Origin of the sequence: Caproicibacter sp. BJN0012 (genome assembly GCF_035986805.1) — a bacterium.
Taxonomy (GTDB): Bacteria; Bacillota; Clostridia; order Oscillospirales; family Acutalibacteraceae; genus Caproicibacter.
This window is the reverse complement of sequence record NZ_CP142518.1, coordinates 3,178,024-3,198,648: the sequence shown is the minus strand read 5'-3', so window position 1 is coordinate 3,198,648 and position 20,625 is coordinate 3,178,024. Positions and strand designations below refer to the sequence as shown.

20 protein-coding genes are annotated in these 20,625 nt (G+C 54.1%); 2 read left to right on the top strand and 18 right to left on the bottom strand.

What is annotated here, in order from left to right:
- Window positions 1-3 precede the first annotated feature (3 nt).
- The 9 genes from mobP3 to VA597_RS15655 form a co-directional block, all read right to left on the bottom strand.
- Window positions 4-2,904, bottom strand: a complete 2,901-nt coding sequence (mobP3, locus tag VA597_RS15695) for a MobP3 family relaxase (protein ID WP_326974853.1) — start codon at window positions 2,902-2,904, stop codon at window positions 4-6.
- Between the two features lie 5 nt (window positions 2,905-2,909).
- Entirely contained in the window at window positions 2,910-3,323 is a 414-nt protein-coding gene (locus VA597_RS15690) for a hypothetical protein (protein ID WP_212506681.1), read from the bottom strand.
- A 445-nt stretch (window positions 3,324-3,768) separates the two neighbouring features.
- A complete protein-coding gene (locus VA597_RS15685; protein ID WP_326974852.1) occupies window positions 3,769-4,218 on the bottom strand; it encodes a hypothetical protein in 450 nt (149 codons plus the stop codon).
- A 232-nt stretch (window positions 4,219-4,450) separates the two neighbouring features.
- The gene (locus VA597_RS15680; RefSeq protein WP_212506682.1) at window positions 4,451-4,753 is read right to left on the bottom strand and encodes a plasmid segregation centromere-binding protein ParR; all 303 of its coding nucleotides are present in this window, start codon (window positions 4,751-4,753) and stop codon (window positions 4,451-4,453) included.
- Between the two features lie 5 nt (window positions 4,754-4,758).
- Entirely contained in the window at window positions 4,759-5,643 is an 885-nt protein-coding gene (locus VA597_RS15675) for a ParM/StbA family protein (RefSeq protein WP_246419237.1), read from the bottom strand.
- 180 nt (window positions 5,644-5,823) lie between these two features.
- Window positions 5,824-6,867 carry a peptidoglycan DD-metalloendopeptidase family protein gene (locus VA597_RS15670; RefSeq protein ID WP_212506683.1) on the bottom strand — a complete coding sequence of 348 codons (1,044 nt, stop codon included), beginning with the start codon at window positions 6,865-6,867 and terminating at the stop codon, window positions 5,824-5,826.
- 97 nt (window positions 6,868-6,964) lie between these two features.
- Window positions 6,965-7,483 (bottom strand): gamma-glutamylcyclotransferase family protein, encoded by a 519-nt coding sequence (locus VA597_RS15665; RefSeq protein WP_212506684.1) that lies wholly within the window; start codon window positions 7,481-7,483, stop codon window positions 6,965-6,967.
- Between the two features lie 23 nt (window positions 7,484-7,506).
- Complete coding sequence (locus VA597_RS15660) at window positions 7,507-8,580, bottom strand: amidoligase family protein (RefSeq protein ID WP_212506685.1); 1,074 nt, start codon at window positions 8,578-8,580, stop codon at window positions 7,507-7,509.
- Window positions 8,581-8,604: 24 nt separating this feature from the next.
- Entirely contained in the window at window positions 8,605-10,458 is a 1,854-nt protein-coding gene (locus VA597_RS15655) for a VirB4 family type IV secretion system protein (RefSeq protein ID WP_212506686.1), read from the bottom strand.
- Between the two features lie 302 nt (window positions 10,459-10,760).
- Between VA597_RS15655 and VA597_RS15650 the strand changes: the two genes are divergently transcribed.
- Together VA597_RS15650 and VA597_RS15645 are read left to right on the top strand one after the other, a co-directional pair.
- Entirely contained in the window at window positions 10,761-12,284 is a 1,524-nt protein-coding gene (locus tag VA597_RS15650; protein WP_212506687.1) for a Y-family DNA polymerase, read from the top strand.
- Entirely contained in the window at window positions 12,281-12,721 is a 441-nt protein-coding gene (locus VA597_RS15645) for a hypothetical protein (protein ID WP_212506688.1), read from the top strand. The genes VA597_RS15650 and VA597_RS15645 overlap by 4 nt, the downstream gene beginning before the upstream one ends.
- Window positions 12,722-12,942: 221 nt before the next feature.
- Here VA597_RS15645 and VA597_RS15640 read toward each other — a convergent pair whose 3' ends face one another.
- The 9 genes from VA597_RS15640 to VA597_RS15600 form a co-directional block, all read right to left on the bottom strand.
- Entirely contained in the window at window positions 12,943-13,125 is a 183-nt protein-coding gene (locus VA597_RS15640) for a hypothetical protein (protein WP_212506689.1), read from the bottom strand.
- A 112-nt stretch (window positions 13,126-13,237) separates the two neighbouring features.
- Complete coding sequence (locus tag VA597_RS15635) at window positions 13,238-13,828, bottom strand: hypothetical protein (protein ID WP_212506690.1); 591 nt, start codon at window positions 13,826-13,828, stop codon at window positions 13,238-13,240.
- The gene (locus VA597_RS15630; protein WP_212506691.1) at window positions 13,825-14,136 is read right to left on the bottom strand and encodes a hypothetical protein; all 312 of its coding nucleotides are present in this window, start codon (window positions 14,134-14,136) and stop codon (window positions 13,825-13,827) included. Before VA597_RS15630 ends, VA597_RS15635 begins: the two co-directional genes overlap by 4 nt.
- Window positions 14,137-14,140: 4 nt before the next feature.
- A complete protein-coding gene (locus VA597_RS15625) occupies window positions 14,141-16,162 on the bottom strand; it encodes a DNA cytosine methyltransferase (protein ID WP_246419245.1) in 2,022 nt (673 codons plus the stop codon).
- Window positions 16,159-16,725 (bottom strand): DUF7768 domain-containing protein, encoded by a 567-nt coding sequence (locus tag VA597_RS15620; RefSeq protein WP_212506692.1) that lies wholly within the window; start codon window positions 16,723-16,725, stop codon window positions 16,159-16,161. The genes VA597_RS15625 and VA597_RS15620 overlap by 4 nt, the downstream gene beginning before the upstream one ends.
- Window positions 16,726-16,745: 20 nt before the next feature.
- Window positions 16,746-17,648, bottom strand: a complete 903-nt coding sequence (locus VA597_RS15615) for a conjugal transfer protein TrbL family protein (RefSeq protein WP_212506693.1) — start codon at window positions 17,646-17,648, stop codon at window positions 16,746-16,748.
- A 150-nt stretch (window positions 17,649-17,798) separates the two neighbouring features.
- Window positions 17,799-18,140, bottom strand: a complete 342-nt coding sequence (locus tag VA597_RS15610) for a DUF3852 domain-containing protein (RefSeq protein ID WP_086036838.1) — start codon at window positions 18,138-18,140, stop codon at window positions 17,799-17,801.
- Between the two features lie 86 nt (window positions 18,141-18,226).
- Window positions 18,227-19,960, bottom strand: a complete 1,734-nt coding sequence (locus tag VA597_RS15605) for a hypothetical protein (RefSeq protein ID WP_212506694.1) — start codon at window positions 19,958-19,960, stop codon at window positions 18,227-18,229.
- An 80-nt stretch (window positions 19,961-20,040) separates the two neighbouring features.
- Complete coding sequence (locus VA597_RS15600; protein ID WP_212506695.1) at window positions 20,041-20,568, bottom strand: DUF6550 family protein; 528 nt, start codon at window positions 20,566-20,568, stop codon at window positions 20,041-20,043.
- Window positions 20,569-20,625: the final 57 nt, after the last annotated feature.

Genomic DNA, 20,625 nt, shown 5'->3' with positions numbered 1-20,625 from the left:
CTTTTAATAGCTCTGTTCGGGCGCCCGCTCGTCGGGCGCGTGACCCATTGCCATCTTCTTCTGCCGGAGCCGGCGGCGGAGCTTGCTGTCCGTTCCCATGCCGGGGCCTCCGTACAGCCTACTTTGCTGCTGCCGGAAGATCCGGCTCAGGTGGTGCAGGAGCCGGGTGACCGCCAGCATCGGGGACGGATCACGGAACGAGTCCAGATGATTGAGGAAAAACCGGGCGTATGGATTGCCCTGCCCGGCGGAAGCCGTCAGCCATCGAACGGCGGCTTCGCGGTCGCGTGGAACATCCTGCCCCATCAGGTAGAGCTTGCCGAGCATGTATTGCGCATATTGGTTGTCCAGCTCCGCGGAAGCTGTGAGCCACTTGACGGCGGCCTCCACATCTTTGGGAACTTCCTCTCCCAGAAGGTACAGCTTGCCGAGGCGGTATTGGGCGAAGGAATTGTTCTGCAGGGCCGCCTTTGTAAGCAGATCCACCGCCTGATGAATATTCTTTGGCACATCTTCGCCAGCCAGATACAGCTTTGCCAGCGCGTACTGCGTATACGCATTGCCGAGGCCGGCCGAGAATGTCAGCCATCTGGCTGCGACGCCCATATCCTTTGCGACAGCCGTTCCTTCGAGGCACAACTTTCCCAAGGCGTAGGCGGCATAGGGGTTCTTCTGGTCGGCCGCCGCGGTGAACAGTGCGACGGCTTTTTCCGCGTTTCGCTCCACATACAGGCCGTCCCGGTAGAGCTTTCCTAACAGATACTCGGCGGAGTCATTTCCGGCATCCACAGCTTTGGTGAGCCAGAAAACGCCCCTTTCGGGATCCGCGTGGGTATCTTCATCCGGATTCAACGGACTTTCAACAGCCAGATAAATTTTCCCAAGCAGGCATTGGGCATAGACGTTTCCGAGCTTGGCCGATTTTTCGAGGTATTGCACCGCAGCGCCGATATCCCGTTCCGTTCCGGTGCCGGTGTAGAGCATCTGCCCGAGGCGGTACTGGAGCTTGTCGTCGCGGCTTTGTGCCTCCAGTTGCTGAAATCCAAGAAAGGCTTCCCGGAAGCAGTCGGCGGCCGCATTTTTATCTTTTGCCGTGCCGATGCCGTCCCGGTACATCTTCGCCAGTTCATAGGACGCATACGGGAAGTGCTGCCGCGCCGCTTTCTGATACAGCGCAAACGCTGTATTATAATTCAGTTCCACGCCCTGGCCCCGGTAGTACAGGCCGGCGAGGGAATACTGTGCGTACTTGTAGTTCTCCGAGGCAGATTCCTCAAACCAGCCTGCCGCTTCTTCATAGTCCTGATCGATGCCGTGACCGGCAGCATGCATCTTGCCGATGCGGTATTCCACATAGCGGTGGCTTTTCCCCATTTTAATCTCATAAAAGGCTGTGAGGGCCTTTTCGTACCAGGTGAAAGAAATCCCCGCATCGGCTTCTATCCCCAGTCCGTCTGCGTACATGCGTCCGAGATCATGCATGGCGAGTGCGTTTCCAGCATCGGCTTCTTCTTGAAACAGCCGGAGCGCCTGAGCTAAATCCGGCTCCATATCGTCTTTCCCGTACAAAAATTCACGGGCCTGTTTGTAGCGGTCGCTCCATTCGATATATGGGTGGGGTGTCGCGGGCGGACTTTCAATGGGTTCCGGGCCTTCCGATGTGCTGTTCGGAAAATTCCCGTCTTCTGGGGATTCATCGTCTGGCTCATCCTCCGGCTCATACACCGGATCGGTCTGATCCGCTGCCGTTTCCGCCTGAGCCTCAATGCCCTCGTCGCCCTCAAACATGATCTGCCGCTCGCCGATACGCAGAGCTTCTTCGATCACGATGTTCTTGATGTGCTTGAATTCCTTTTGCTGGGAAAGCGGAAGCGGGTCGGGCAGCTTGTCGGCGTAAGTGTGCAGAATCTCGTTATGTAACTTGTACCATGCCCGGTAGGCTTCCGCCATCCGCGCGTCCTTTGAGAGCTCATCCACGATCTGATCGACGAGGGTCTTGAGCTCCGCTTTGAGGTAACCGTACTGTTTTCTGCCCGAGGTGTATTTCAGGCGTTCGGAAAGCCGGGAGAGCATATCTTCAATAACCTTGTTTTCGTAGACACCGGATTCCATCTGCCCGATGATTTCGGAAAGCGCGACACGGCTCTGTTCGGCGAGCTCGTTGCGGCGTGCGGTCTGATCCGGATAAATCTGCATCAGGTCCTGCTGGAAGATTTCATGCGCCAGCGTACTCCGCATTTCGTTGATGGCGGGTTTGGTGACGTAACCCTCGCGGGGATCAACGGAATAGACGATCATGTGGCAGTGCGGATGGTGGCCTTCATCGTGAAAAGCTGCGTACCAGCGCAGGTTTTCCGGGGAGATCTTCATCTGCTCGGAAAACAGGTTGCGCTGTTTGCGCAGAAGCGCCATCCACGCCGCGGCATGGTCATACCCGAGCCGGGCGGCGTCCTCCCGCCGCAGGCTGATAATCGGTGTCCAGACGTTTCCCGTGTGGCGGGAGACTTCCTCCGCCACCTCGGACAATATTGGTGGCGCCTCGGCATCCGAGAACAGGCCATGCGTGCCGGATTTCTCCACACGAGGGCGGGTGGCGATATATTGAACATACACGTCCTTGCGCCCAAGCGGATCCATGTTCTGCTCCAGCGCCGCTGTGATGAATTCCGAGGCGTTTTCAATAGTCGGCTGCTTCTGGTAGTCTTCATATTCGAGCAGGTCCGCGGTGTCTGGAAACTGAGCCAGCAGATCACCGATGAGCCGTCGCTGTTTTGCCGTGGAGGGCAGGGCGCGGATATTCGCCGGAAGCTTCTCCACGCCCTCGCGCGTCGCCATGTATTTCACGAGGTTGGCGGCATGGGTTCCGTCCTTGAGATACCGGCACTTAAAGATGATTTTCGGCATGGCCGTTACTCACCCTTCTGGAATTTCACCACATCCTCGAAGGTGACGGAACCGACAGACCTTTTAACGTCGTTCACGCACTTGCCGCGCAGCCTGCGCAGCATGGTTTCGTCCACATCTGCGTTTGCCGCGAGGATGTTCATCATCATGCTCATCTCGACAGCCAGTTTGAAAATAAGGCGAGCCATCCGGCTTTCCAGACTGTCCACCATTCCGGTCATGGCGGACGTGATGGCGGCGGGCAGATAGCGCACGCCGTCCTCCGCCGAAATGTAGCCGCAGTAGAAACGGACGGCCTTTTCGATGAACTCGCTCTGACTCTGGCAGTTGTCCTGTTTGTACCATTTCTCGATCAGAGTGCGTGTTTCCGGGTACATCCACAGCGGGAATTTCTTCTTGTTTACTCTTTCTTCCGGCATTGTTTTCCTCCATTCTGTTTTATACAAAAAGGGCCATGACTCCTGTCATGACCCCTCTGTAAAGGCGTAAAGATGCGGGTTTCCGGCCTTTTTTTTCGCCGCCGACCCCGGAACCGACCCCAGGGGCCGAAATCCGACCCCGGAGCAAAACGTTCCCCGACCCGCATTGCGGGGCGGTGTGAGCCGCAGCGGGGACGCACCGCGACCCCGCTGCTTTAACCCGCATCGTTTTCCACCCCATGGTTCATTCCCCGAAAGCGGAGCTTCTCCTGTCTCAAACTTCCGCACAAAGCCCCAGCACTGGGTCTTATCGCCTCATGGGTGTAACCGTGCGATCCCTGCTGAAAAAAAGCGACACGGGGGCACACGGGCGGTGACATGGGCGAGAAGCAGACTTCGCTGTTTCAAGGTCAGCGTCTACGGGCTCTGATCCTATGTCGGCACCTTACATCCGCATTTCGGGTGCCTGGGTCGGCTGGTTCAGGGAGGAATCGACTGTCAGCAGGTTCCAGCTTCGATCAGCCGGATGGTAATGGCAACTCTCGACAGTCTGCTCCCTCAGTTCCTCCCATGTGACCGGGATTTCCGTACCGCGCTCGCCCGCATGGGCGAACAGCTCACTCAGCGGTTTGTCGGGAGCGATAGTGACATAGCCGCCCGGCGACATGATCTGGATCATGTCGTTTGGATGCTCCCGCACAAACTGCTCCAGCGTTTCCGGTTCTTCCCCTGACTGAGCCATATTCCGTTTGTCAATGGCCTCCCGGACTTCGGCCGGCACATGGGACTGATAAAGGGTATCCAACAGGGACTCCATGCCGGATCGCAGCTCGGATTCGTCTTTCATATATCTTTGGAGGGCGCACAGTTTTTCGGCGTCATAAGAAATCTGCATTTTAAAAGCTGCCTGTTTCATAGGATCATTCATCCTTTCCATTCTCGGTTTCAACAATCGGTCTTGTAATCGGCAGGGCTCAAAAGGTATGAGGCCAAGCACCTAACAGGGTGCATGCGAAAGTGAGTCTGTACGGAATTTGATGCTCCAAACACCTAACAGGGCGCATGATACCGATATGCGGTGCCCGCTTGTGAGAGTGCTGGCACCCAATAAGGTGCTTGGGTGGGTATTATGGATCATCCATCGCGTGGAGCAGGCTGTCCGGCACATCAGAAAGATTTGCCTCATCCAGTTGCAGAACAGCAGAGGAAGCAGGCAGGTCGGACGGCGCTTGGTAATCGGTGAAATGCTGCAGTTCCTCCTGAATGGCCGTGCGGACGATCTTCTCCAGTTTCACCGACTGGTCATATCGCAGGATACAATCCACAATAAACTCCGTGCGCTGCCCGACAGGCTGTTCATCAAGCAGGCGGGCCGCTTCTCTGTGCCGTGCGGCTTGCAAATCAAAGGAGACGTTGAAGCGTTTTCTCATCTTGCTCACCCCAACAGCAGACGATAACCGTCCGCGTTGGCGAAGCGGTTCAGAACAGCCACCGTATTGACGCTGCCGCCACGCAGCAGGCCGTCGAGCAGCTCCGCTCCGCCGCCCGCGAACACGGTGGGGAGCTTCAGGTCAAGTCCCCTTTCCCGCAGTGTGTTAAGTAATTCCCTGGTATACCTCTGCATTTCCTGTTCCACGGTCTGCCGTATGAAGTCCTGATCCGCGTGCTGAATTTTACCGCGGATGGCATCGGTGACAAGTTCGTCGGTCAGCAGGATGTCCCGTTGCCGCAGGATGTCCTGAATGCGGGTATAGAGCGTGATGGTGCCCATCCGGAGGCTTGTGCAGCTCGATCGGTCCAGCCTGGAGCCATGCATGGTTAGAACATCTACCGTATACCCCCCGATGTCGGCCAGGGTAATGCTGCGGTATCCCCGGAGCTGAGGATAGTACCGGCAGAGTGCCGCATGCCCTTGGGCGAACACTTTGCAATCCGCAATGTGGCAGCGGTAATCCGCTCCTTCAAACCGGAAAGTCAGATTTCCGCGCAGAAAATATTGGCGGAAGGCGTCTTTCTGCATTCCGTATGCTTCGATGGGCAGCCCTACGCCCAGAAGGACATCTGCTTCCTGAACACCCGCCTTTTTCATGGCGGACGCAATGGCCGGCAACGTCAGAAGAAAGGTGTCCGGATCTTTCGTTTTGTCCTGCTGAAACCGCATCCGCTTTTCGCCAATGGCGTAATATCTGCCGCTATAGCAGAGCTGCATCTCATCCGTGATGAATTCCTTATCGCTTGCCGCGTACCCGGAGGCGTACAGCATCCCTTCTGAGGATTTTGTGTTGTAGTTGCCGTTATCGACACCGAGTTTGATCATCATCTGAATCACACCTTTCTTGAAAAAAGAAGGCAAGCCGCATGGGCCCGCCTCCGTATGATTGCTCCTCGGATTACATGCCATTGAGTTTCAACCTGCTTACCTCCTTCGAAGCACAAAAAGCCGTTCCCCAAGAGACGGCTTCAATCGGTTTATATTGAAAGGTTCCCTGCAGAGTCTGCTTTACGGCAGATACCCTCTGGGGTTGACCGCCTTGCCATTGATGCGCACTTCAAAGTGCAGGTGGCTGCCGGTGCTGTGGCCAGTGTTTCCGGACAGTGCGACGACGTCGCCAGCTTTGACAGCTTGCCCTACGTGGGCGATAATTTGGGAGCAGTGTCCGTACAGCGTGACCAGCCCACCGCCATGGTCGATCATTAGATAGTTTCCATAGCCGTCAGGATCCCAGGCAACCTTGGAAACTGTTCCGTCCTTCGCCGCATGAACCTGTGTGCCGGTCGGTATGCCCAGATCGATGCCGGTATGAACAGTGGCTTTTCCGTTGATCGGGTCAATGCGAGGGCCGAATTCCGAGGTAACCAGTGCCCGCCAGTTACTTCCGATAGGGGAAATCAGGCCGGCAGTGGAGAGAATTTGTGATGAGTCCGAAGGCCCTGTGCCGCTCTCGCCAAAAGTATGTTGATAGATTTCGTCGGCATTGGATTTTTCATCGTCGGTGACGGCCCGGCCAAGGAGTCTTTCAATATTCTTATAGACCTGATTGAGATCAGTCAACGGAGCAATTGCGTCATAACTCTGTTCAGTCTGAGTTCCATCCGGATTCTGAACAGTGCGGGTGCGGATTTCCGTTTTCACAAAGCAACCGGCAAACGAATCGTAGTCCACCTCCTGCAGGGAATCGGCGCCGAAATACAGAGAATAAAAAACAGCCTTGACCCGCGTGGAGTCAAGGCTTCCGTCCCCGGATTCAATAGGCAGCTGTGCGATCGCATCGTCCAGTTGCCTGAACGCATCTTGCATTTCTTCGATATGCTGCCGATATTCAGAAGGGACATCCGAGGAGATCATCCCTCCGTGGAAGGCGAGATTCACAGCATCATTGTTGTGTGCCGCGCCCCCGGAAAGAAAACTCATGAGTAAAAGGATGGCGAGAATAAAAGGCATCAGGGCAGCGGCGATGATTACTGCAATCACCTTCCACGTCCGTTTGTCTGTGGCGGCGGCAATCGCCGCCTTAACTGCAAGGGCCACAGCGGGTGCGGCCATATAACACTCCTCCTTTGGGCAGAAAAGAACAGACGCCCCGGCGAGTAATGGGGCGTCCGTTTTACCAGTCGATCCTATTTCAATAATTGATTGAGCGTTACTTCCATTTCATGTCGAACAGACTGCCTTGTTCCATATCCGGTGATTCCCGCTTGACCTGCTCTTGTTCTTCGGCCAGCCGGATGGACTTCTCCACGGATCTTTCCAGAAAATCCGTATTAAAGCCCGCTGTCTTATAGCCTTCCATGATGGTTTCCAGGTAGTAATCCGATGGAGCACCGAAAGGATGCCCATCGTTCATGATGTAGACCATGGCCGGCTGCGTCTTTCCTCCGAGTTCCACCGGCAGGACCTCTTTGTGATAAAAATGGGGATATCCTTCATACCGATCAAGTGCCTGCTCGTCGGCAGGTCGGATCTTCCACAGCAGAATGGGAACATTCGAGTCCTTGAGTGGCTCCACGGTGGCTACTGCCCCCCGACCGCCGCCGCGGAACAGCAGTTCATAATCCTTGATTTCGCTCGCTCCCACCACTTTGGCGGTCGGGCAGCGATACGCCATCTGCGGAAGGTTGAGGTTGCTGCCGTAAGCGATATACAGCATAGGTTTACTCATAGAAACACATCTCCTTTATATGTTTACATACGCATGACAAAGGCCGGGGACTCATCCTCCCCGGCCTGTTCCTGTTGTTCATTTTCCGTAATTTCCTCCTGCGGTGTGGCTGCCGCGGCCTCCTGCTGGGTTTGGCTTTCTGCGTCCAATTCCAGTTCTTTTTCTTTTTTCTGTCGTAACCTTTGCTTTTGCTGTATAGCCTGCTCGGGATCCTTCCATGCGATACAGCCATCCAAGTGCTCGAGGAGATGGAGTCTTGCTGTCTTGAATTCATCCCCAATCAACCCCAATCTCAACAGCCACGTTCGGAAAGTATATTTTTCATTGGTGCTGTGGGTTTTCTGTCTGCTGGCGCAACGCTGGTTGAGGGCCTGTGCGGAAATGGCAAGGCAGAACTGGATGTACGCCTTGATTTTTCCCGCATGAGTGGTGGAATTAAAAAGCCTGAACTCAATCGTGCCCTTTTGGAACACGCTATGTAAGTTCAGGCAGTGGTAACGGGAATCGTCATAATGGTGGTAGCTCCGGTCTGCGCCGCCGTACCAGATGCGGCTGACCTCATTGAGCGTCTTTGGCTTCTTTCGGTTAAGTTCTTCAAGGAATCTCTGATCAACCTTTCTGCAATATTGGTGTTCACGGGCCACCTCGACCTGCATCGCCTTATAGATCAGATCCTCTTTCGAGGCCATGATATTGGTGATGTTGCGCAGAGTGTTCGCGTTGTGCGGGGAGGCGTCTACATGCACATGGATCCCACAGCTTTTATCGGCGATCATGCCGGCGCCGCGAAGTTTTCGCACAATCTCCTGGATGGTTTCAATATCACCCCAATGGCAGATGGGGCTGACCAGTTCCACGCTGTAATTATTGTCCGCGGGGACGAGCCGGCCTCCTTCTCTTTTCTGACAGGTAATACTGCCGTCGCTCATGACCTTCCAGCGGCGGCTCTCACTGTCCAAAACAGAATATTCGCCGTAATACCCCCCGTCGCGGCTGACGGGATTCCCGAAATGTTCGGACAGCACACGTGCGGCAGCCTCACGGGTCAAGCCTGTCATCTCGATTTCAATCCCGAACCGCTGTTCTTTCATGTCCAAAATTTTTCATCTCTTTTCCGATGATCAGCGGCCTCCGGCCGTACCGAAGAGTTTTGATTTGTACTCCGGTGCGGTGACCATCAGGTTATACCGCTCGTTGCCGCATTTATACAAGCAGACGCCCCGCTGGGGGTAACGGATCAGGTTGTACTCGGATTCCTCGAGCTGCAGGGAGTCGATGTAAAAATGCTTGTCGATGTTGCCAGCGTTGAAGAGGAACGCGTGCGTGGGGATGGAAAACAGCGGCTTCGTCAGCTCCCTGATGCCCTCGATGTTGAAATCTTCGAGATTCTGCGAGGCCAGAATCATGGCGGAGTCCTTTTTCCGTACCCGCTTCATGCAGCTTCGAATATACTCAATGACCACATAATTGTTACCGTTGCCGCCGCCATTGTTGGTCAGGAACAGATACAGCTCGTCGATGCTGGCGGCCGTATTGCCTTCGGTCAGCAGTTTGTCGGACATAAAGGAAAGGACGTTGAACAGGAGAGCGCTCTTGACATTCCGGCTGGCCTGCAGTAATCCCTTGACGCCAAACACAATAAAGCGGTTGGAAGTCACATTGGTATGGCCGTTGAAGAATTTGCTCTCGGCGCCCTGGCACATGGAGTGGAGCCCCAGCAGGATTTCCTGCAGGAGCTCGGCGGTGTAGAGCTGATATTTTGCCTGGTCGTAGCTTTTGTACTCATCCTCAATCAGCGCGTACAGGTCGGAAAGGATGGGGTAATCAGCGGCCTCCAGCTTGCTGAAATCGGTGCGGTCGCTGAGCCCCCATTTTTCATAGAGCTTACCCAGCATGATTTCGATAACATCGATGTGGCGGTCGGAAAAATTCTTGTAACAGCGGAAAAAGTCCTTCAGGAAAGAAACATGCTGGCTGAGCTTTGTCCGCTGCCGGAATGCCTGGGGCGCTTCCTTGTCCTCGGGGCTGCCGCCTTCGTCCCAGGTCTTGGGCTCCAAAGGGTTTATCATATATTGACCGCTCATGAGGTCGGCAAAACACCCCCCGAGGTTTTCGGCCAGATCGACGTATTCATGTTCCGGATCGAGGCAGATCACGCTTTTTCCGGATTCAAGGATATTGCAGAGGATCAGCTTCAAAAGGTGGCTTTTGCCCTGGCCGCTATTGCCAAGGATCAAAATATTGCTGTTGGTTTTATCATCGTCCCGCTTGTCGAAGTCCACGATTATATTCGAGCCGAACTTATCGCGGCCCAGGTAAAAGCCATGGGGATCTGTTTTGCCCGAATAATTAAAGGGGTACAGGTTGGCGGCGGAGCTTGCGGGCACGACCCGCTCAAATTGGCTGGAAAACGCATTCCAGCCTGAGGGGATGACGCTCTGGAATCCCTGCTGCTGGCGGAGCAGGAGTTTATCCACATTGAGCTTGGAACGAATGAGTTCTGTCAGCACTTCGGTTTGAAGCAGACCGAGCTGTTCCAGACTGTGGGCGGAGAGCTCGATGTAAACCGCCGTATGCAGAAGCGGCTCCTTACTCCGGTGCATCTGTGTGACAAGGGTGGTGACGTCTTGTAAATTCGACTCAGCTGTGACGGTTTGTTGAAGATCCTGTGTGCTGCTCCGCTGCATACGGTTTTTGTTCGCAGCATTTGAGATGATTTTCTTTTCCTCCATGGGTGTGACATGCCTGGTGTAGAGGTGCAGGGTTACGCCGTCTTTTTCTCCGAGATAGCGTAAGATGGCCTGCTCATCGGTCGTCGTCGGGTATTCACGCAAAGCCCAAACGCACCGAAATGTGTTGCCGCAGATAAAATAATCCGTGAAAAACTTGATCACCGAGGGTGCGATCATGTCCAGAAATTCCTGCATGCGGATATCCTCCTGCGGCGGCGTTTTCGTCTTCTGCTGCTTTGCCATTTGGCATCTTCCTTCCCGATTGGATTTTGGATAAAAAAACCGCCACATCTCTGTGACGGCACGGACCCTCTTGCGGTTAAGCATGGTATAATAAGTGCGATGTTAAATGCACTTTATCAGACATTGTGAAAACGCTGAAACAACTTGGTTTCTAATTTTAGGGTAATGTACTATATATTTCAACGAATGGTACCCCTGAAACGTGGTTTTTCATGAAGCATAGTGGGGAAACGTAAAATGGGAACTCTGTAATTTCAATCTGCAAACAGATGACTTTTAAAGGAGGAGGCCGGAGAATAAGCATGGAGAACAGGACCTATATCGCAATCGATCTAAAATCCTTCTACGCTTCGGTCGAGTGCGTGGAACGAGGGCTTGATCCGCTGACCACCAACCTCGTTGTCGCTGATGCAAGCCGCACCGAAAAAACCATCTGCCTCGCCGTCTCTCCTTCCCTCAAAGCATACGGCATCCCCGGCAGGGCGAGGCTGTTTGAGGTCGTACAGAAGGTCAAGGAAGTAAATGCGGGACAGCTGCGCAAAGCACCGGGACGAGCCTTTTCCGGTGCCTCCTGTAACGATACCGAACTGAAATCCTCACCGGGTCTTTCGTTGGATTATATTGTCGCAACGCCAAGAATGGCCTATTATATAGAGTACAGCACACGGATTTACAATATCTACCTGAAGTACATCGCGCCCGAGGATATTCATGTCTACTCCATTGACGAGGTGTTTATTGATGCCACCGCATATCTGAACACCTACAATCTCTCAGCCCGTGAGCTTGCCAAGGAAATGATTCTGGATGTACTCAAAACAACTGGCATTACAGCAACGGCGGGAATTGGCGCAAACCTGTACCTCAGCAAGATCGCTATGGATATCCAGGCAAAGCACATACCGGCTGATAACAACGGTATGCGGATCGCTGAATTAGACGAAATGAGCTACCGTCGCCTGCTGTGGTCGCACCGGCCTTTAACAGACTTTTGGCGCGTCGGAAAAGGATATGCCAAGAATCTGGAGGAACACGGCCTCTTTACGATGGGGGATATTGCGAGATGCTCTCTCGGTAAACCTACCGATTACTATAACGAGGATTTACTGTACAGACTGTTCGGCGTCAACGCCGAGCTGCTGATCGACCACGCATGGGGGTGGGAGCCATGCACGATTGCCGATATTAAAGCATATAAGCCAGGCTCAAACAGTGTTGGATCGGGGCAGGTGCTGCAATCCGCCTATACTTTTGACAAAGCGAAGCTGATCGTGCGGGAAATGACCGATCTGCTGGTACTCGATCTGGTGGATAAACGGCTTGTGACCGACCAGCTTGTCTTGACGGCCGGATATGATATCGAAAATCTGACAAATCCGACGATAAAAAAATCATATCACGGGGCAATTACCATGGATCACTATGGACGCGCCGTTCCGAAATCCGCGCATGGTTCAATAAATCTTGGCAGACCGACCTCGTCTACAAAGCTAATATTGGATGCCGTCGCAAAGCTGTTTGACCGCATCATTGACAAAAATCTCCTGATCAGAAGAGTCAACATTACAGCAAATCATGTTGTTGATGAGGGAACTGTTCAAAAGGCGGACAACTTTGAACAGCTTGATCTCTTTACGGATTACGCGGCTGCGCAGGCGAAAAAAGAGGATGAAAAAGCCGAACTTGCACGAGAAAAAAAGGTGCAGAAAACAATGCTGGAGATAAAAAAGAAACACGGCAAGAACGCCATTCTAAGGGGTATGAATCTGGAGGAAGGCGCTACCACAATAGATCGGAACAGGCAGATTGGAGGGCACAAGGCATGAAAAGGACATATGACGACATCATCAATCTCCCTCACCATATCTCCGCGACACGTTCCCATATGACCGCTATTGACCGGGCAGCTCAGTTTTCCCCGTTTGCCGCACTGACCGGTTATGAAGCCGCAATCAAAGAAACCGCAAGACTGACTGACGAGAGAGTAGAGTTGGACGAATATGCGAAGGACGCTCTGCGAGAAAAGCTGCAAATCATAACGGATCGGATTAAAGAGCATCCCGAAATCACGATCACCTATTTCCAGCCGGATGCGAAGAAAAAAGGCGGTGCCTATGTTACCGCTGTCGGCTCAGCTAAAAAGATAGACGAATATGAACGGGTTGTCGTTATGACCGACGGCACAGTGATCCCTATTGACGAAACAATCAGCATAGATGGGCAGATATTTGAATTGATGGCGTTTCATTCTTGTGATGAGTGAACAGTATAAATCGGATTTTTCTGTCCGATTATGGACAAACCGTAAAGCCGATGTACTGCATCGGCTTTACGGTTGCTTCTTTTGTGGCCTTAGCAACAAAAGAGCGGTAAGGTTGGTGTCCGGATCCACAAATGCGAACGGCATTGAACGCTATGGATTCGCACAGCTGGGTAAGTGCCGATTCAAAAACATCCCAAATATATTCTCCGTTATTCCTCCAATCATTTGGGAGGATGATCTGACCGTATGATCCTGAATACGGGCTGTATCGGCGGAACTTCGCCTCCCGCCGCCTTAAAGCCCGCAATAAACGCTCTGCGGATGCCGGAAAAATGGTCGTTGAAGATCTCATCGGCCTCATAGGTTTCCAGATAGTCGCTCAGCGCCTCGTCAACATCCTTCATCGTTTTACACGTCCTTAACCGTAAATATGTAATCCAAGGGGACCCCTTTGGATACACAATATCCGAAATTCTGTGTCAAGTCTATTACCAAACCCAACAAGAACCGGCGCCGCTATTCGTCTGGAATCAACCAACGCTCCCCGTCGAAATCCTCAAACTTTTCAGAGGTGACATTCTGTTCGAAGTAAACGGCCAAAAGGCATTTGATGTCCTCTGAATCTGCGCGTTTGGCGGAGAAGCCCTGTTCCCGCAGGGTCTTCTCAATGCGGTTAAGATAGGAATAAATTTCGCCTTGCTTCTCATTCCGCAGGCGCAGCACGACCAGAAATTCCCGCGCCGTCGCCATCTGCATCTGGATACGATCCAGATGGTTCAGGTCGGCCTCCAACAGAGCACGGATAGCCGGATTCTGTTCCTTTTCAAGCCGCGTGCGCAGAAATTGCTTGTTGCCCTCGAAATTTTCGCGGCTGTTTAAGCATATAAACTCCAATTCCGCAATCCCCTTGAGGACGGTCATCAGCGCATAGATCCGGGCGGACAGGCTTTCTTCAGACAGCACGGAGATATTTGTGGGCTGCACGATAAAATAGACCAGTTCGTCGTTCCGATAGGTTTGCAGGCTGTAATCGGTGATGGCTTTTGTGTTGATCAGCTGGCGGGTGGTCTGCCGCTGCCTTGCCTGTTTTTTTGTTTGCCTGCTCATAAGTTTTTGCTCCTTCCACGCGGTCCCATATCAGGCGGATTCGCAGCGTCCGACAGCCCCCATTCAAAATACTGCTGTTTCGTGAGGAAGAAAGCCGCTGCATTTTTGATGAAATTCAAAATGCTGGTGTCGTCGAAGCGGATACTCAAAAAGGCGTAAAGCGCGACGAGGACAATAGGCGGCAGAAATCGCAGCTGAGCCAACGCAAGCACCGCGAGGAGAAGGCCGACGCCGATCACGCCGAGATCCCGCAACTCCCACAGCCAGAGGGTGGGCTTCGCCCGGAGATTGTCCGGATAGATATACATGCAATCAGTCCTTTTCATTTCTGATTTTGAGCAAAAAATAAGCGATCCCCCGGAGCACATGCTCCACACAGGGGATCGCCACGCTGTTTCCGAGGGCCTTGTACCGCGCGCTGTCACATGCGCCGGGGATATCCGTCCAGTGATCGGGAAAGCCCTGGAGCCGTTCGCATTCGAGCGGTGTCAGCCGCCGGATGAGCTTTCCGGTCCGGACCGAATGCTGGGTACTGAGAGAGCCGCCGCCTGGATGAGACTGTGGCGTACCGCACAGGTCGCCCTTTTCCGATCCGGCACGGCAGTTGATTCCCGCGATGTCGGTGTCGCACACGAGATCGGTCGCATCTTTATACTGGCGGGCACTCTGGGTGCTGACCACGCCGTTCGGCGTGTACTCGTCGCTTCGTTGCTGAGAAAAGACACAATGCCGGTCCGCGGTGTTCAGCGTGTAGCTGATGTTTGGTTGAACGCCGATCCCGTTGCCGCCGTTATGATCCTGCCGGTCGATAATGTTGCCGGCGATGCAGTAACTCTGACCGGTAGGAAGGTCGGAGCCGACCCCTTCGCTCGGCTGGCTGATCAGCGGCACGTTGTTGCCGCCCGTTCCGTACCGCGCGGATATTGTGGGCGCCACGCCGTGCGGCCCGGTGTAGCGGGAATCGATCCCGTGGTTTTCATATAACTCCGGTTCGCCCATCACGAGAGGCGTGTGCCCATGCTCCTGCGCCCGGAGCGTACCGGAGAGGTTGCCGCTCAGATCGATGCGGCTCCCGCCCTGATCGTTCAGACACAGAACGCCTGGCACCATGTTGCCGCCTTCGGTCGCTTTAAGGGTCGGCGCGCATTCCTCACGATATCCGATGCCGCCCGCCGCAGCACCGGCCCCCGTGGAAAAGGCGGCGGTCAGGACGCAGGGATACCCCTGGCCTGCCTGCCCGCCACCCGATGAAAGAGCCGTATGCTGTTCAGGTGTGAGAAAGCACTCGCCGTTTCCTTTGCTGACTACGCCCGCAGACAGCAGGAGTCCACCGGGGTTTCTGCCGCCGTTTCCATCCACACCGGCAAGCGTCGGAGCGACACTTTTTTCCGTAAAGATCCGCTTCTGCTGGGTGTCCCATGGAGTCAGGCAGTTGGAAGTCTGCGTTTCCTTGGACGGATGAGCGATAAAAGTCTGCTGCTTCATCCCCGGCTGGGCTTGAATGGCGCCGGACACATTATGGAGATTCCGCACCTCGTCCCGCTGGTTGCAGGCAAAGGCAACAAGACTGCTATCCGCGCCTATGTTGACCGGATCCCTGCCTGAATCTCCAGAGCCATTTGCAGCACCGGCGGGAGGTCTTTCCCGCGTTTCCTCGCCCGGCGCAGGATCCCCAAACAGGCGGTCTTGCTCAAATAATATTTCGGGTGCGGTACAGCCTCCAAAATCTGCGACAAGGTACACCCTTTTGCGGCGCTGGGCGAGGCCCCAGTATTGAGCGTCGTATATTCTCCAAGCGAGGGAGAATTGATCTCCCATAATGCACCCAGCAGCGTACCACACCCCGCCCGGAGGTCGAGGAACAGATATGGCGCCGTTGACAATTCGGCAGGTTTCCTCCAGCACGATACGGAAATCCTCTCCATCGGCGCTGGAGAAGGCGCCGGGGACGTTCTCCCAGACCATGTATTGGGGGCGAACAGCGTCAGCTGTCCGTCCGGTTCCTGCGTCATGTGTTCTCATCTCCTTGATCACCCGGATCTGTTCCATAAACAGCCCGGAACGCGCGCCCTGGAGCCCCGCCCGCTTTCCCGCAGTGCTCAGATCCTGGCACGGGCTGCCCCCGCAGACCACGTCCACAGGGGGCAAATCTGCCCCGTTGAGCTGCGTAATGTCGCCTACGTGAATCATATTTGAAAAATGAAGTTTGGTCACCCGGATGGGAAACGGCTCGATCTCGCTGGCCCACAGAGGGGTGAAGCCCTGCCGGCTGCCAGCCAGGGGAAAGCCGCCTATCCCGTCGAATAGACTGCCCATGGTCAGTGAAGTGCTCATAGCCGCATGCTCATGCCGAAGGAGGGCGTTTCTTCCGGCAGGGGACATCTTTCCTGCGGAAAATATTCTACCGTCCGGTTGACGGGCCCTATTCCTTCATTAAGCTGCCCTGCTTCGGCGGCCGCTTCCTCGTAGGTGTCAAATGTTACCGGCTCTCCATCCTGTTTCACCCACGCCTCGGCGAAGCCGCAGACCGACAAGGCGCTGCGGCGCGCCAGAATGCCGTACTGCCTGATGGCTTGTTTTTTCTGAATTTGTTCAGCCGATATCCTGCGGACCGGAATGCCGAGCCGCTTTGCTTCAGCAATTTCTTTTTCCATGCCCTCGCTGGTATGATTTCCACACACCCACAGTTCTTCGCAGGAGGCTAAAACCCGCAGCCCCATTAGGATACCGGCTTCTCTTTCCATGGGAACGGCGTCGTTCAAAAACTGCGGGTACAGAAGGTGCGGGGCAATGGGTGCGCAGCCCTGCTTCATAGCGTACCGGCACGCGGCTTTGGCAAAGCGGACATTTTCCTCAATGCTCCCCGCGTATGGGGAACAGATATATACCAGTTTCAAACTTCATCCCTTCTTTTCGTTTACTTCGCCACCGCCTTCGCAATGGTGCGGGTGATAGACACTGCGGTTTGTGCGGCATACGCCGCGCTCATGAGGTTGGCCTTGGTTGACGTATCAAGTCCGAAAGCCCCGGCAATGCGGGGAATTTCGCCGGCCGACAGCATCAGCCCAAGCCCCAGCAGGGCATGGTCTTTGACCACCAGCAGACCGGCGCAGAGGATGGTCGCCTGCAGAAACGTCGTCAGGCACAACCCGACGATCTGTTTGCACCATGATACAAATCCGTCAATGTAGCCGCGCGGGACGCTGAACATATACAGACTTCCCACTGCGATCTGGATCAGCAGGATTCCGCCGCGTTTGAGGTTGCTGAAAAATACTTTAATCACGGCGTACCCCATGAGAATGAGGATAAACAAGATCAGAATGGGGCTGGTAATGGCGCCGAGCCCGCCGAATACATTGGTGCTTGCCGCCTGTTCCAGTGTGCCTGCCGAGTTAAGCCCGGTGATGATTGAGCTTGCAAGGCCGCTGATTCCCGAACCATAGCCGGTAATGCCCGCCGTCAGGCTGCTCTGTAGGGATACGGACAGCTTATACAGCTCCACCGGCACGGTCGAAAAAAGCCCTACTGCCATAAAACCCTTGATGGCGTTGAGGGCTGTGTCTTTGATGCTGCCGCGGCCGGACTGATACTCAATGGCGCACTCGAAAACCGCCACCACAAGACCCGTGCCGTATAGTGCCCAGGCCAGGTAAACGAAAAAGAGAACGATGGACTTCACCCAATCCATGTCGAACAGCTCGGCGCCCATGTCTCCCATCTGCGCGAAAAAGTTTCCAAGGAAGCCGACGATCTGACTATAGATCCAGTCGATAATCTGATTGAGCACGGTTCCGGCTACGAAATTCCAGATGAACACAGCATTCACTTCCTTTGCGCAAAATAAAAAGCCACCGTATACCGAATTGCCCTTTACAAAGCAAGAAAATAACAAACAAAATATCGGAAACGCCAAGCGGTCTGCTGGTTAGACCTTATAACACCGGGATTAGGCTGACCGGTCAATTGGCTACATCCCGATGACACCCCAGATATAAAGGGGGGCCGTCAAGGTGAAAACTAAGCACGCAAACAAAATGGCTGGCGCGGCCCACTCAAATTGGCCCTGCTTTCTGTAGTCGAAATAAGCCGTGCCAAGTTTTGCAAAGAAGAAAACAGCAAGAATCAGATCAATAGCGGGGAAAACCACTTTGTTGACCACCGTCTTGATCTGCTGGGAAGCAGTCGACCAGGTACTCTGTACCGCCCCCGCCACGTCGCCGCTGCCGGCTGCGGACGCTGTGATACAAAACACGGAGAGCATCACTAAAGCCATGCAAATGAGAATCACAAACTTCTTCCGCTTTTTCATATATGCTTTCACACCTTTCATTGTAGGATAAAATTCAAGGCCGCAGAGCATGATGCCTACGGCCTTCTTCTTTATCTGCGGATGGTTCAGGGTAATGCCGGGATGGCGCGCCAGTCCGACCACAGGTTTCCCCTAATTGTCACTGAGTCGGTCAGATTCATGCTGAGCATGCCGGTCGGGGTCCAACAATCTTCCAAAAAGGTGTATGGAGTATAGCTTCCGTCCGGCATCCAAAGCGGTGTGAAATGAGTGCGCCGGTTGTAGGTGGAATAGCGGTTGGGGGCAAATTCAAACCGTGCGTTGAACCCGCCGGCTGTCGGGTCCAGCAGGCGCCAATACGTCTTATACCCAAATTCGGGGAAGTAGGTGACGGCGGTTTGAGCGCCAGTTACCGCCGAGGACTGATTGGTGCTGACAGACGCCGCAGCGGTCTGATTGATCCCATATCCGCTTTTGATTGTTTCGTCGGATGCAGTCGGGTCTTTGCCGTCCGGCGTGATGCTCATGGATGCGGAAAGGCTCGCGGAATAGGTATCGCAGGCAAAGTCCCACCAGCCGTGATCAACCCAACTGCCGTTGTCCTCCCAAGAACCGCTGGTGTCGTCGCCGTGCCAAACCCAGTCCGAAACCCACACCCAATCGGCATGCCATACGGGCCGCCATACGTTCCATGAGGCCGAAGTTTTTTGTGGATTGCTTGGCATACTCGCCGGGGAATAGCCGCTGTTTCGGTCATCGGCGTTGGGATCAGGCGGGTCATGACCGGAAAGATCCACAATGCTCGCGTTGATCGTGCCTTCACTGGTGCTTCCTCTGCCCGTTGCAGACACATGAATGGCCATGGACTGCGGCGTGGAAGGCGTTGTCCAGCGCACCCAAGCCAGCTGACTGTCGCCGTCAGGATAATATACGTTGCCAACCGCATAGTTTCTGCCGCCGATATTGAATCTTACCGTTACCGGGTGGTCGGGATCCGACTGCCCGCCGCTGACAGTCACCGGTGTGATAACTTCGGTGTTGACACGGTAAGTGTAATTCTGAGTGCTGACCTGCGTTGGCGGTTCGGCTGCGGAAAAGCGGACGATGCCGAGACCGAGAGAGGAAATAATCGTGGAGTCGGACACGCGATCATCTCTGGAACCCGTCCAGGCGGGGTAACCAAGATCCGAGGTATCGAGAAACATAGAAAGCGGCAAATTCTTGTGCGTCAGGGACGCCATCTTGGAACGAAGGTCGCCTCCGAGTCTCTGATCGTACAATGCGGCTTCCGTAGCGGTCATCGCCACCCGTGCGCCATAAAAAGTGAAATATGCGATAGGTTCCAACAGAATTTTGTAATTGCCATTGGTAAGAATCGAGTAGCTAAAGCCAGTCAGGTTTGCAATACTTCGGAGCACCTGTTCGTCAGTGAAATAACTTTTTATCACTTCGATACTGGACTGCCCCTGATCGGAGTTGATGATCTTGGGAAGCGGCTGCGCCGGATTGACATAAGAATACCGGCCGGTATTCAGTGCCAGCGCATGGCCGTTGTTGTAGGCGATCTTGCTTACTTTTCCAAAGTTGATAATAATATTATCCGGATGCCTGTTGGTGAAATCCACGGAAGCTGACGCCACCGCATGGTCGCTGGCCCGGATGACGGTTACTCGGACACCTTCATCACCGGAGTTCCAGAAATTCTCGTCGCTTCCGTTTCCGAGCCCGCCGCCTCCATGATCGATGTTTCCGTCCCCGTCCCCATCGGCATAGGCGCTGAGCGGAGTGCAAAGCGTCAGTAGCAATGCCAGAGAAAGAAAGATGCTGAATAGCCGCTTCATAATCGCCTCCAAAATGGAAAAGACGCACAGCCTAACTATGCTGTGCGTCTTAAATACTGTTTTAAATTTTGAAATTTGACTCAGTCCATCTGTCCGACCTTGTTTCCGTTTTCATACATATCGCTCGCTGTACTTCCCGAGCCACCGCCGCCGTTGTTCGTTACCCATCCAAATCCGGGGACATAGATTTTCCCGTCTTTTTTCTGAAAGTTTTGATCTCCGGATCCCTTGCCTGGAGAAGTATCCTTCGAGCTATACGTCGGTGCCTTGGAAGGATTGGTGGTGCTGCCCTGTGCGGCAGGCTTGGAGGAAGGTGCCGCGGGTTTCGATACATCGGGCTGGATCGCCTGATCCGCCTTGCTTGAAGCTTCCTGTGCCTGGGAGGATGCGGACGAAGAAGGCGCCGTGCTTTCCGTTGTATTATTATCCGTCCCGATAGGTGAGACAGTCACTTCGCTGGAGGAGGCTGAGGAGGACGGTGTGACGTCAACGTCTTTGGCTCCCTCGGCCTTAAGCTGATAGGAAATCCCGATTATCACAGCCACACACACCACGCCGATGCCGGCGATGGTCAGCGACCTTTTGGCTCTGTCAGGTAATTTCTTCATGGAGTTTGACCTCCTTTTTTCTTTTTTCCGTTTGTTTCCTCTTGTTTCACACACTAT